This window comes from Kribbella steppae, assembly GCF_004342025.1.
Lineage (GTDB): Bacteria > Actinomycetota > Actinomycetes > Propionibacteriales > Kribbellaceae > Kribbella > Kribbella steppae.
Genome location: NZ_SLWN01000008.1, coordinates 13,542 through 26,332 on the forward strand (window position 1 = coordinate 13,542; position 12,791 = coordinate 26,332).

Genomic DNA, 12,791 nt, shown 5'->3' on the forward strand with positions numbered 1-12,791 from the left:
GTCCTCCGCCCGGGACCCCCTCTCCTCAACTCGTACTGATCAGCACGATCCCGGCCACCACGACCGCCGCGGCGATCGCCCGGCGCGGGCCGAAGCGCTCACCGAAGAAGATCGCCCCGATGATCGCGCCGAAGATGATGCTGGTCTCCCGCAGCGCCGCGATCGCCGCGAGCGTCCCGCGCGTCTGCGCCCACAGCACCAGCCCGTACGCCGCCATCGACACGATCCCGCCGCCGAGACCGGTGAGCACCGCGGATCGCGGCTGCGGGAAGACACTCGGACCGCGCCAGCACAGCGTCGCCACGGGCACGAGGAACCCCTGGATCATGAAGACCCAGCCCATATACGTCGTCACCGGCATCTTGTGGACCGCGATCCCGTCGACCACGGTGTAGGCCGCGATCGCCAGACCGGTCCCGACGGCGGCGAGCAGAGCCACAGTCTGCGTACGCCCGGCCGTCCGTCCGATGAACACCAGCCCGATCAGTCCGGCCGAGATAAGCAGTACGCCGGCCAACTCGGCCGCGGCCAGGCTTTGGTGCAGTACGACGATCGACACCACGGCCACCACCCACGGCGACGTACCGCGGGCGAGTGGATACATCTGACTGAACTGACCGAGCTGGTACGACGCGAGCAGGCCGGTGTAGTACACACAGTGCAGGACGATCGAGGCGGCGATGTACGGCCACGTTCCGGCCGGTGGTGGACCGCTGATGACAACAGCGACGAGCCCGACGACGCCCGATGACAGGCCGAGCAGCGCAAACCCGGCCAGCCGGTCCGGCACCCCATGCGCCATCGCGTTCCAGGTCGCATGCAACACAGCCGCACCGAGCACCACCATCAGGACCAGCACGGCTACACCCTCTCACCGGGGCGCGAGGCGGTCAGGCGGTTTTCACCACCGGGCAGACGAAGGCCCGGGCGACATCCCGCCCGGGCCTTCACCTACGTCGTACTGCCTAGAACATCAGCGCGCGGGCCGGGTCCTCGAGGATGCCGGCGACGTCGGCGAGGAAGATGGAGCCCTTCTCGCCGTCGATCATCCGGTGGTCGAAGGAGAGCGCGAGCGTGGTGATCCAGCGCGGCACGATCTCGTCGTCCACCACCCACGGCTGCTTGCGGACCGCACCGAAGGCGAGGATCGCGGCCTCACCCGGGTTGATGATCGGCGTCCCGGCGTCGACCCCGAATACGCCCACATTGGTGATCGTGAACGAACCGCCTGCCTGGTCGGCCGGCTGCGTCTTACCCTCGCGGGCGGTCGCGACCAGCCCGTTCAGCGCCGCGCAGAGGTCGGGCAGCGTGAGCGAGTCGGCGTTCTTGATGTTCGGCACGATCAGGCCCCGCGGGGTGGCCGCGGCGATGCCGAGGTTCATCGAACCCTTGTAGACGATCTCCTGCGCCTGCTCGTCCCAGGCCGCGTTGACGATCGGCGTACGACGGGCTGCCAGGGTGACCGCCTTGGCGACGATCAGCAGCGGGGACACCCTGAGATCCCGGAACGCCTTGTCGCCCTTCAACCGGTCGACCAGGTCCATCGTCTCGCTGACGTCGACGGTGATCCACTCGGTCACATGCGGTGCGGTGAACGCGCTGGCCACCATCGCCTGCGCCATCACCTTCTGCACACCCTTGATCGGCACCCGGGTGTCACCCTGCCCGCTGACGACCGGCGCCGCCTCAACCACAGGAGCAACCGGCGCGGCCTCAGCCGGAGCCGTCGTATGCGCCTCGACATCAGCCCGCGTGATGACTCCACCTGGCCCGGTGGCCGTCACCGTTGCCAGGTCGATGCCCAGATCCTTGGCCAGCTTCCGCACCGGCGGCTTGGCCAGCACGTGCGCCGCCGCTCCGTTGCCTTCGGCAACGGAGGTGGGGAGCGAAGCGGGCTCGGCGTGGGCGGCAGGCGCAGCCACGGCTGCGGGCGCCGAGGGTGCTGCGGAAGCAGCCGGAGCAGCCGCGGGACCGCCCTTGCGGGGGCGACGCTTGGCTTCGGTGGTGCGGGGGCCGTAGCCGACGAGGACGGCGGTGCGGCCGCCCGGGGCTTCGCCGCCGATCTTGCCCGCTTCGGGCTCGTCGGGGATGGTCGGGACCAGGTCCTCGGTCAGCACTGTTTCGTTTCCGGCGGCGGCCTCGGTTTCGACGGCGATGATCGGCGTACCGACCGGGACCGTCTCGCCTTCGGGCACCAGCAACTCGGTGACCGTTCCGGCGAACGGCACCGGCAGCTCGACCAGCGACTTCGCCGTCTCGATCTCCACCACGGTGTCGTTCAGCTTGACCGTGTCGCCCGGCTTGACCTTCCAGCTGACGATCTCGGCCTCGACCAGACCTTCACCGACGTCAGGGAGCCTGAACTGCTGGATGCCCATCAGTACCCCATCACCCGGTCGACACCGTCGAGCACCCGGTCCAGGTCGGGCAGGTACTCCTCCTCCATCCGCGACGGCGGATAGGGGGTGTCGTACCCGGCCACTCGCAGCACGGGCGCCTCGAGGTGGTAGAAGCACTCCTCGGTGACCCGGGCCGCGATCTCCGCGCCAGGGCCGAGCGAGAACGGCGCCTCGTGCACGACGACCGCCCGCCGGGTCTTCTTCACCGACGCGAAGATCGCCGCCAGGTCCAGCGGCGCGATCGTGCGCAGGTCGATGACCTCGAGCTGCCGACCGTCCTCGACCGCGGCCTCGGCGGCCTGCAGGCAGGTCTTCACCATCGGGCCGTAGCAGAACAGCGTGGCGTCGGTGCCCTCGCGGAGCACCTTCGCCTGGTGCAGCGGGAACGCCGGCGGCACGGACTCGTCCAGCTCGGCCTTCTCGTGGTACCGGCGCTTCGGCTCGAAGAACACCACCGGGTCGTCCGAGGCGATCGCCTGCTGGATCATCCAGTAGGCGTCGACCGGGTCGCCGCACGAGACCACCTTGAGGCCGGGGACATGCGCGAACAGCGCCTCCGGCGACTCGGAGTGGTGCTCGACCGCGCCGATGCCGCCGCCGAACGGGATCCGGATCACGATCGGCATCCGGATCTTGCCGAGCGACCGGTAGTGCATCTTCGCGACCTGGTTGATGATCTGGTCGTACGCCGGGAAGACGAAGCCGTCGAACTGGATCTCGCAGACCGGCCGGTATCCGCGCAGCGCCAGGCCGACCGCGGTGCCGATGATGCCGGACTCGGCCAGCGGGGTGTCGATCACCCGGTCCTCGCCGAAGTCCTTCTGCAGACCCTCGGTGACCCGGAAGACACCACCGAGCTTGCCGATGTCCTCACCCATCACGACGACCTTCGGGTCGGCCTCCATCGCCGCCCGCAGGCCCATGTTGATGCCCTTGCCGAGGCTGATCTTCGCCATCAGTGAGCCTCCCCTTCGAACGAGGCGGCGTACGCGGCGTACTGCTGCTTCTGCTCGGCCAGCTGTGCGGTCTGCTCGACGTACACGTGGTCGAAGAAGTCGGTCAGGGTCGGGTCCGGCATGGACAGGCAGCCGGCCCGCAGCTCGGCGGCGATCTTGTCCGCCTCGGCCTCGAGCTGGTCGAAGAAGTCGTGCTCCACTCCGGCCGAGCGGGTCAGATAGGCCCGGACCCGTTCGATCGGGTCCTTGAGCTTCCAGTGCTCGAGGTCCTCGTTCAGCCGGTACTTGGTCGGGTCGTCGGAGGTGGTGTGCGCACCCATCCGGTACGTGTACGCCTCGACCAGGGTCGGGCCGCTGCCCTCGCGAGCCCGCTTGAGGGCCTGCTGGGTGACGGCGTACGTCGCGAGGACGTCGTTGCCGTCGACCCGGACGCCGGGGAAGCCGAAGCCGGCCGCGCGCTGGTAGAGCGGGATCCGGGTCTGCCGGTCGATCGGCTCGGAAATGGCCCACTGGTTGTTCTGGCAGAAGAACACGACCGGCGCGTTGAAGACCGAGGCCCAGATGAACGCCTCGTTCACGTCGCCCTGGCTGCTGGCGCCGTCGCCGAAGTACGCGATCGTCGCCTCGCTGTCCTCGGCGTCGCCGATCGCGTGGTCGCGCTGCTGGCCCATCGCGTAACCGGTCGCGTGCAGCGTCTGCGCGCCGATCACGATCGTGTACAGGTGGAAGTTGTTGTCGCGCGGGTCCCAGGCACCCTGGTCGACACCGCGGAACAGACCGAGCAGCCGCAGCGGGTCGACGCCCTGGCACCAGGCGACGCCGTGCTCGCGGTAGGTCGGGAAGACCATGTCCTTGCTGTTGAGGGCGCGGCCGGAGCCGATCTGCGCGGCCTCCTGGCCGAGCAACGACGCCCAGATGCCGAGTTCACCCTGCCGCTGCAGGGCGGTCGCCTCGGTGTCGATCCGGCGAACCAGGACCATGTCCCGGTAGAGGCCCTTGACCGCCTCGTCGTCGAGGTCGAACGAGTAGTCCGGATGCTCGACGCGCTCGCCTTCGGGCGTCAGCAGCTGGACGAACTCAACCTCCTCGGAGGCCTGGGAGGGACTGACCGGCGCCTCGACGGGCGCGAACACTTCCGGGGCAATGCCCGGCACCGACTCACTCACATGCACTCCTCGGGTTCGAGCGCGGGATCGCCGCGACCGCAACGTTGCACGGGGGCCGGCCCTTCAGCCGGGTGAGGCTTCGCAGGCAGGACCGCGTGGATCCAGGGGTTGATGCACTGGCTCAGTACCAGTAGACCTCCTCACCGGCCTCACTGGCTGTACTACTTGCCGGACACCGTACCCAGCAGTTGCCTGATCCGCTAACTGTCTGGACGCTCGCGGGTACGGCGGTACCGAAACCGGTCCTCGGCTGAGACACCAGTCCATGCAGTGGTCATACCGTCCCGCTCATGTGACAGGCAATCGCTGAGTCGTGCGACAAGTGTCACAACTGGGTACCGATTACGGCAGTTTCTCGAGCCGGACCAGCTTGAAGTTGGTGCCCTCCCGGTCGCCGTCACCAGGCGTGTTCTCACCGTCATGCACAGCGAACAGACCGTGCGGGAACAGCGGCCCGAGTGGCTGGGTCGTCACCGCCGCACCGTCACTGTGCTGTACGCCGTCCACGGGACCGTCGGCCACCTGGAACCCGGCGCGGTAGATCAGCTGGCCCCGTTGATCAGGTAGCTCGCGAACGTCGAGTCACCCTGGCTGGACGCGTACAGCGTCCGTACGCCGTTCTTGTAGGCGATCGTGAGTCCTTCGGCGTCGGCGCTGAGGTGCTTCCCGGCGTCAGCGCTCACCGGTCCGCACGGTGAATCCCACGCTCCGGCTGTGGCGGCCGGCGTGGTGGCTGGATCGCGCGGCTCCCTGGCCGGATATCACCTTGCGCCGGTCCCGCCGTGGGCTTAGCGTAATTACTGTTCTTGCATTACACCCCTGACAGTGAGGACGAGGATGGCCGCCGCTTCCCCCGCCGTACTGCCCGAGGCCGGTGGCCGTGAGGCGTCTACGGCGATGATCTGGTCCGCGCTGGCGGTCGTGTACGTCGTCTGGGGTTCGACGTACCTCGGTATCCGGGTCGTCGTCGAGGCGGAGATCCCGCCGATGCTCGGCATGTCGGCCCGGTTCCTCGCGGCCGGCGTACTGCTGGCTGCCTTCCTGGCGCTGAAGTCGGGCTGGCGGCGGCTGCGGATCACCCGGCAGGAGGCGCTCGGCGCGGCCGTCGTCGGTCTGCTGCTGCTTGCCTTCGGCAACGGTGCGGTCGCGATCGCGGAGCAGACCGTGCCGTCCGGACTGGCCGCGCTGCTGGTCGCCGCGATCCCGCTGTGGGTGATGCTGCTGCGCGTCGGCGGCGGCGATCGACCGCGCGCGCTCACGTGGGTCGGCGTACTGATCGGATTCGCCGGTGTGGCGCTGCTCGCCCTGTCCGGCGGCAACACGAGCGCGAAGCCGTTGTCGGTGGCGATCCTGGTGGTGGGCACGATCTGCTGGGCGACCGGTTCGCGCTTCTCCCCGCGGCTGGGCCTGCCGCGCGATCCCCTGGTCGCGGCGCTCTACGAGATGCTCTTCGGCGGTACGGCGATGGTGCTGATCGGCGTACTGCGGGGAGAGCCCGCGCGACTGCACCTCGACCGGATCGACACGTCAGGGTGGATCGCGCTCGCGTATCTGATCGTCTTCGGGTCGCTGCTCGCGTATTCGGCGTACAGCTATCTGCTGGCGAACGCGCCGATCTCGCTGATCAGCACCTACGCGTACGTGAACCCGGCGGTCGCCGTACTGCTGGGATGGCTGATCCTGGACGAGCACGTGACGTGGCAGATCCTGTTCGGCGGCACCGTGATCATCCTCGGCGTGGCCGTGGTGGTGTCCGCCGAGCGCCGACGGCGGACTCCCTAGAGCGGAAAGGAAGAACCCGGGCCCCTGAGGACCCGGGTCTCCCACCGCTGCCGATGCGCGCGGCAGCGGGACCTTGTTGCCTGTGCGCGCCCTGCCCCGAAAAAACACGGCGCGAAACTCCGGCAATGGTTCCAACGATATTCCGATTCATCATGGTATTGCCAATTCGGCGACCACCGAGCCCACCGAAAACAATCTTCCGAATCACCGGGTTCATCCGTCACCCGCGCAGACTCAACGACGAACTCCGGCATCGGTTACGGGCCGCTGCCGGCAAAAGTGAGGATCGCTCCAAGACCGCCTGGTTACCGGCAAGTTGCCTGGTCAGGGCGGATTCGTTGCTCCGTCAGCAAAGTCATCACGCGTCGGCTATGAGGGCCCGCGTGGATCAAATAGTTGACGAAAAAGTTTGTAACCGGCCCCTCCAGGTGTCGTTACCACTAAGACGAATCCGTCAAACCCGAAAGGAAACCTGGCATAATGCAGGTAACTCGCAAGATCGCCGCTGCCGCGGCCGTGGCGACCGTCGCCACGCTGGGCCTGGCCACCGTCGTGAGCGCGAACGTTCTCGACGACACCCAGAAGAAGGCTGCGGGCACCGGCCTGGCCGACGCCGCGTCGCTGGCCAGCAAGGGCTACGAGAAGGGCGGCAAGCACTGGTACTGGGTCAAGGGCAACGGCTCCTTGGTCTCCGTGGACCAGAACAACGTCGGCCCGTTCCAGGCCTGCCACAACTTCATCCCGGTCAACGCGGTCGGCGGCCAGGTGCCCGTCACGGACATCACCGGCATCGTCGGCCTGGACAACGACGGCAACAGCGCGACCGCCGTCAAGACCTGCGAGCTCGACTCGGAGCAGACGAACCACGGCCACAAGTGGTACAAGGTCGGCGACGACGGGCTGGTCTCGGTCAGCCGCAACAACGTCGGCCCGTTCCAGGCTTGCCACAACGACGTTCCGGTGAACGCCGTCGGCGGGCAGGTTCCGGTCAGCGACCTGGCCGGCATCCTGGGCCTCGGCAACGACGCCAACTCGGTCGACGTTCTGAAGACCTGCGAGCTGGACTCCGAGCAGGACAACTGACCCCTCCCTGGTCAGTGATGCAGGACCCGAAAGAGTCACCTCGGTGGGGTGACTGATTCGGCAGCACCACCCGCGGCGCCGGGAGAAAGCCTCACTCCTCCCGGCGCCGCATCACGCCCGGCCCCGTCCCAGCGCGGGCCGGGCGTTTTCGCTGTCCCCCGGCTAGAGCTGACGAAGGTCGACGCAGGAGCCGTTGGGGAAGGGGCGGTCGAAGAGTGACCAGATGCCGGCGGCAGCGTCGGCCGGGGTGCTGAGAGCGCCGGTCTTCTTGAGCTCATGGAAGCGCCCGACCGCGGGGAAGTCCTGCTCATCGGTGGCGCGGATCTCGGTCTGCATCGCGGTGTCGACGACCCCGGGCGCGACCGCGATCACCCGGCATCCCCCGCCCGAGCGCTCGTCCTGCTCGGCGCCGACTGAGCGGACCCAGTGCTCGACGGCAGCCTTTCCGGCGTTGTACGACGACCAACCGGCGTACGCGGTCTTGGCCGCACCGGACGACAGCATCACCAGGTGACGCTCGCACGTGAGCTCGGCGGTCGCCTGAAGGAAGGCTCGCCCGAGTACCTGTGGCGCCGCGGAGTTCAACAGCACCGCGCGGGTGTACGCGTCCCCGTCGACCCTGTCCGCCGGACCGATCGGCGTGATCGTGCCGGCGTTGTGGATGAACACCACCCGCTCACCGTCGTACCCGGCCGTCTCCTCGCGGAAGTGCTGCTCCACGCGTACCCAGTCCGCCGGGTCTGACAGGTCGGCCTTGAAGTGTTCGGCCGGCCCGCCGCCTCGCCGCGACAGGTCGATCACGCGGGCATCGCCGTACGGCGCCGTCGCAGCCAGGGCCGCCCCGATCCCGGCCGATGCTCCGGAGATCCAGATCAGCGACTTGGCCGCCGTACTCACTGGTGCCAGGCGCGAGCGACGGACAGGAAGACGTCGTTCGCCTCGCGCTCGCCGATGCTGACCCGGGCACCGTCACCCGGGAACGGGCGGATCGACACACCCTCCGCCTGCACCGCCTCGGCGAACGCGACGGTGTCGTCGCCGAGCGGCATCCAGACGAAGTTCGCCTGCGTTTCCGGTACGTCCCAGCCGGCCGCGCGCAGCTCATCGACCACGCGCGTCCGCTCGGTCACCAGCGCGTCGACCCGCTCGAGCAGCTCCTCCTCGGCGGCGAGCGACGCGATTGCGGCTGCCTGCGCGACGTGGCTGACCCCGAACGGCAACGCGCACTTGCGGATCGCCGCTACCACCGGCTCGTGGCCGACGGCGTATCCGACCCGGAAGCCGGCCAGCCCGTACGCCTTGGAGAAGGTCCGCAGTACGACAACGTTCGACCGGTCCCGGTACACGTCGATCCCATCGATGACGTCGGGCTCGCGAATGAACTCGCGGTACGCCTCGTCGATCACGACCAGCACGTTCCGCGGTACGACGTCCAGGAACGCCAGCAACTCGTCACGGCGTACCACCGGGCCGGTGGGGTTGTTCGGCGTACACACGAGGACGACCTTGGTCCGCTCGGTCAGCGCGGCCTCCATCGCCTTGAAGTCGTGGCGCGCGTCATCGGTCAGCGGCACCTGGACCGACGTCGCGCCGGTCAGCTGGACCGCGATCGGGTACGCCTCGAACGAGCGCCACGCGTAGACGACCTCGTCACCTTCGGTGCACGAGGCCTGCAGCAGGTGGTAGAGCAGCGCGACGGACCCGGTCGCGACGGCGAGATTGCTCGCCGGGACGCCGAACCGCGCCGACAGCGCCTCGAGCAGGTCGACCGCGCCCATGTCCGGGTAGCGGTTCATCTGCGCCGCGGCCTCGGTGGCGGCGGCGAGGACGCCCGGCAGCGGCGGGTACGGGTTCTCGTTGCTGGACAACTTGTACGTCGGCCGGCCGTCGGTGCGCGCGGGTGGACGACCGGGCTTGTAAGCCGCCACATCGTCCAGGCACGCGCGGAACCGAACCTCATCCTCTGCGCTCATGCCCGCAGGCTAACCCCAACCCCACCCCCGAACCACCCTCCCCCGAGCGACCTCGATCACTCGAAACCGCGGTGGACCGGATCGTTTGACTCCGGCCATTGTGGGCTGCAAACTGACTGATTGTCGGACAATCAGGGGATCTGGCAATAGGTCTCAACGGTCAGTAAGGGGTGTTCATGAGTCAGCCGCTGGAGTGGGGTCGCCGGTATCTGATGGTCCGCCCGGACCACTTCCGGATCGACTACGTGATCAACCCGTACATGTCGACCCAGGACCAGCCGGACCCCGAGCTGACGCTGAAGCAGTGGGACTCGCTACGGCAGGCGATCGTCGACGCCGGCGGTGAGGTCGAGGTGCTCGCGCAGCGGCCGGACTCGCCGGACATGGTGTACGCGATGAACCTCGGGTTCGCGACCGCGGACGGCCGGGCGATGCTGTCGCACATGCGGTTCGAGCCGCGCCGGAAGGAGTCGCTCACGGCGGCCGACTGGTTCACCGGGCACGGGTTCGCGCTCGGGCGGCCAGGGTCGGACGGGGTGGGGCCGCACTTCGAGTCCGGCGACGCGTTCGTGTTCGGCGACAGCCTGGTCGTCGGATACGGGCCGCGCACCGAGGCGGAGGCGCTCAAGCACCTGGCGATCGAGTGGGGTATCCGGGTCCGCGGGCTGCGGATCACGCACGAGGGGATGTACCACCTCGACCTGCCGTTCTGCCCGGTCGACAGCACCCACGCGCTGGTCTACCCGGCGGCGTTCGACGCGGCCAGTCAGGCCGAGCTGTTCGGCATCGTGCCGGATCCGATCGTGCTCACCGACGACGAGGCGTTCGCGTTCAGCGCCAACTCGATCGTGGTGAACGAGACGATCATCATGCCGGCCTGCTCCCCACGCCTGCACGAGATCCTCACCGGCCTCGGCCTCCGCGTCGTCGTCCTCGACCTCACCGAGTTCCACAAGGCCGGCGGCTCCGCCCGCTGTCTCACCAACCCGCTGGACTTCGACCTCACCGCCATCACCGCACCGGGCGGCGAGGTCATCCTCCCCACCTGAGCGCTACTTGGTGTAGATGAGTTCGAGGGTTTCCGGTTTGTAGCCGTGGCCGGTCAGCCACTCCAGCGACTTCTTCCTGCCCTCGGAGTCGGTGACCTTGATGTAGAAGGCGAGGAACTCGGGGTCGCCGGGGTGGGCCTGGGAGACGCCCTGGTTCACGGTGAAGCCGGGGCCGATGTACGGAAGCTCCTGGAGGATCGGGTACTTCGCGGTGAGCCGGGCATTGAGCTCGTCGAAGCGGCGGCCCGCCTCCCCCTCGGCCTCGAGCTGCTCCTCCGGGTGCGACTTCTCCCAGGCACGGCCCTCGGCGCTGTTGGAGAACAGGAACATCTTGTACTGCGAGTCCTCCGTCACCTGGACGGTCTGGGTGTAGCTCTCGAAGCCGCTCCGCTCACCGGTCAGCGTGTGCTTGCCTTCCTTCACCTTGATCTCACCGTTGGCCGGAACCTGCCGGCCGTCCAGGGTCAGCGTGAGGTCGTTCGGGATCGACTTCACCGTCAGCGTGTGCTCGGGGTTGCCGCGGAAGACCAGGTACCCACCCAGCACGACCAGCGCGATCACCACGACGGTGCCGCTGAGCATGAACAGCCGCCGGTTCTCATCCATCAGTCGGAACTCCCAGATTGCTTGAGCCGGGCCACCGTGTAGTGGCCGCGGTAGTCGGTGAAGTACACCCGCGTCGCCTCCGGCACGTGGCCGCGCCACGACGCCGACGCCGCGTTGTAGGTCCGCCCGTCACTACCTTCGTAGTTGCCGGTGTAGAGGTAGGTGTGACCGTCGATGATGAAGATGTCCCCGGGCTGCAGCTGTCCCTCGTTGTTCAGGTTGTCGAACAGGTCGTACTTCCCTGAACTCCGCAGGTAGTCCATCTGGACACTCGTCCCGCGGGGGGCGTACTCCGGGTCGGCACCGCTCATCCTCATCACCGTCGCCACGAACACACCGCAGTCGGTCAGCTCGTCCTGGCCGGAGGAGCCGTTGTGCTCGCTCACGGCCTGCGCGTACGTCGGATTGATCGGCTTGGGATCGTGACCGTGCCCGGGGGTGTCCCAGGCCAGCTGGAGCGCGGTCTCGACGATGGTGCCGCCGCCGCACCCACCGCCGCCGTCCTCGCCCCCGGCGCCCCCGCCGAAGGTGGCCAGCACCTCGCGGGCAGCGGTCTTGCGCTGGGTGTAGCGCGGGTTGCTGAGGTCCTCGGAGCCGGCGAAGCGTTCGAAGTACCGGCCGAAGGCGACCGCGGCGTCCTCGGCGGTGGTGGCCCGCTTGAGCATGTCGCCGGCGTGCCCCTCGGCGATCGCCGTCTCCCCGGCCAGCTGTTTCTTCAGGAACTCCAGCTGGTACTCCAGCGACCCGATGACCGCGTCGTCGATGCCGGCGGCGCGGGACGGGCTGATCATCTTGCCGGCCGGGGTCCACTGGACGATGCCCCAGCCGAGCGGGCTCGCGACCGCGTCGGACGGGTTGGTGACGTGGCCGGGCGGGGTGTTCTGCAGCCGGCCCGGCTCGACGCCGGACTCGTGGATCATGTTGCCGACGATCCCGGCGGCCTGCTCCTTGGAGTACCCGTTCGAGGCGAAGTAGTTGAACGCCTTCTGCTGGTTGTTCGACCCGACCAGGGTGCTGCAGCCACAGCTGCCCGGGTCGTCCTGGGCCTCCTCGCCGAAGGTGTCGTCGTCGGGATCGGGGTCGACGGCCTCGAGGTCGCCGCCCTCGTCCTTCTTGACCCACAGCTCGAAGTGCAGATGCTCGCCGCCCAGCCCGGGGCTGGCCTCGGAGCCCGATCCGGACGTGCCGATCTGGTCACCGCGCTTGACCTCTTGGTCGACCCGGACGGAGATGTCCTTGAAGAACTTGTAGCGGGTCTCCACGCCCTCGTCGTGCTGGATCCGGATCTGGTTGTCCGAGATCGAGACGACCTTGCCGTCCTCGGCCGCGTAGACCTTGCTGCCCTCGTCGACGTCGAAGTCGATGCCGCGGTGCGGGCTCTGCCCGCGGCCGCCACCCTCCGACCAGTCCTGGTCGATTTCGTGCCGGTCGGTCGGCCAGGCGAGGGCCTTGCCCTCGCTCTGGGTGGGCACACAGCCGGCCGCGGCGGAGTCCGTGCCGGCCAGGCCGCCGATGATCAGCGCGAGCACGATCAGCAGCGGAAGGAACAGCACCAGCATGACGCCGCCGAGGATCGGCAGAGCTTTGCTGTCACCCACGATCGGCTCCTCGCTGGTTCAGCGGCCCTCCAACGGCGGATCGTGGAGAGGGGCGGCCACTGGGGAAATGCTGCCCGAAACCCGGGTCATCATGTCGGGAGTTATCCACAGGCCGGGCGGCCAATGGGGTGTCAACACCGGGTCGCGCGCGACAACGGACCTTGACTGGACGAGAATCC

Annotated in this window: 13 protein-coding genes; 3 read left to right on the forward strand and 10 right to left on the reverse strand. The window is 68.3% G+C overall.

The window, feature by feature from the left end; translation table 11 throughout:
* Positions 1–25 precede the first annotated feature (25 nt).
* From EV652_RS23245 to EV652_RS44690, 6 genes are all read right to left on the reverse strand, one after another.
* Positions 26–859: an EamA family transporter gene (locus EV652_RS23245; RefSeq protein ID WP_199238359.1), complete on the reverse strand. Its 834-nt coding sequence runs from the start codon at positions 857–859 to the stop codon at positions 26–28.
* Between the two features lie 106 nt (positions 860–965).
* Positions 966–2,378 (reverse strand): dihydrolipoamide acetyltransferase family protein, encoded by a 1,413-nt coding sequence (locus tag EV652_RS23250; RefSeq protein ID WP_199238360.1) that lies wholly within the window; start codon positions 2,376–2,378, stop codon positions 966–968.
* Positions 2,378–3,355 carry an alpha-ketoacid dehydrogenase subunit beta gene (locus EV652_RS23255; RefSeq protein WP_132211333.1) on the reverse strand — a complete coding sequence of 326 codons (978 nt, stop codon included), beginning with the start codon at positions 3,353–3,355 and terminating at the stop codon, positions 2,378–2,380. The genes EV652_RS23250 and EV652_RS23255 overlap by 1 nt, the downstream gene beginning before the upstream one ends.
* Positions 3,355–4,521, reverse strand: coding sequence for a pyruvate dehydrogenase (acetyl-transferring) E1 component subunit alpha (pdhA, locus tag EV652_RS23260; RefSeq protein ID WP_132211334.1), 1,167 nt, complete (start codon positions 4,519–4,521; stop codon positions 3,355–3,357). Before pdhA ends, EV652_RS23255 begins: the two co-directional genes overlap by 1 nt.
* Before the next feature lie 342 nt (positions 4,522–4,863).
* Positions 4,864–5,043 (reverse strand): phytase, encoded by a 180-nt coding sequence (locus EV652_RS44685; protein WP_199238361.1) that lies wholly within the window; start codon positions 5,041–5,043, stop codon positions 4,864–4,866.
* A 20-nt stretch (positions 5,044–5,063) separates the two neighbouring features.
* On the reverse strand, positions 5,064–5,204 hold the full coding sequence (locus tag EV652_RS44690) for a phytase (RefSeq protein WP_199238362.1): 141 nt from the start codon (positions 5,202–5,204) through the stop codon (positions 5,064–5,066).
* 154 nt (positions 5,205–5,358) lie between these two features.
* Here EV652_RS44690 and EV652_RS23270 point away from each other — a divergent pair, with 154 nt between their 5' ends.
* Both EV652_RS23270 and EV652_RS23275 read left to right on the forward strand, forming a co-directional pair.
* Entirely contained in the window at positions 5,359–6,303 is a 945-nt protein-coding gene (locus EV652_RS23270; protein ID WP_132211335.1) for an EamA family transporter, read from the forward strand.
* Positions 6,304–6,783: 480 nt separating this feature from the next.
* Entirely contained in the window at positions 6,784–7,386 is a 603-nt protein-coding gene (locus tag EV652_RS23275) for a hypothetical protein (protein WP_132211336.1), read from the forward strand.
* 162 nt (positions 7,387–7,548) lie between these two features.
* Here EV652_RS23275 and EV652_RS23280 read toward each other — a convergent pair whose 3' ends face one another.
* Entirely contained in the window at positions 7,549–8,283 is a 735-nt protein-coding gene (locus tag EV652_RS23280; RefSeq protein WP_158441228.1) for an SDR family NAD(P)-dependent oxidoreductase, read from the reverse strand.
* Positions 8,280–9,359, reverse strand: coding sequence for a histidinol-phosphate transaminase (gene hisC / locus EV652_RS23285; protein ID WP_132211338.1), 1,080 nt, complete (start codon positions 9,357–9,359; stop codon positions 8,280–8,282). Before hisC ends, EV652_RS23280 begins: the two co-directional genes overlap by 4 nt.
* Positions 9,360–9,535: 176 nt before the next feature.
* Here hisC and EV652_RS23290 point away from each other — a divergent pair, with 176 nt between their 5' ends.
* On the forward strand, positions 9,536–10,408 hold the full coding sequence (locus EV652_RS23290) for a dimethylarginine dimethylaminohydrolase family protein (RefSeq protein ID WP_132211339.1): 873 nt from the start codon (positions 9,536–9,538) through the stop codon (positions 10,406–10,408).
* A 3-nt stretch (positions 10,409–10,411) separates the two neighbouring features.
* Here the strand turns inward: EV652_RS23290 and EV652_RS23295 are convergent, their stop codons facing one another.
* Together EV652_RS23295 and EV652_RS23300 are read right to left on the reverse strand one after the other, a co-directional pair.
* A complete protein-coding gene (locus EV652_RS23295; protein WP_132211340.1) occupies positions 10,412–11,014 on the reverse strand; it encodes a PEGA domain-containing protein in 603 nt (200 codons plus the stop codon).
* Complete coding sequence (locus tag EV652_RS23300) at positions 11,014–12,612, reverse strand: phage tail tip lysozyme (protein WP_242001945.1); 1,599 nt, start codon at positions 12,610–12,612, stop codon at positions 11,014–11,016. Before EV652_RS23300 ends, EV652_RS23295 begins: the two co-directional genes overlap by 1 nt.
* Positions 12,613–12,791 lie beyond the last annotated feature (179 nt).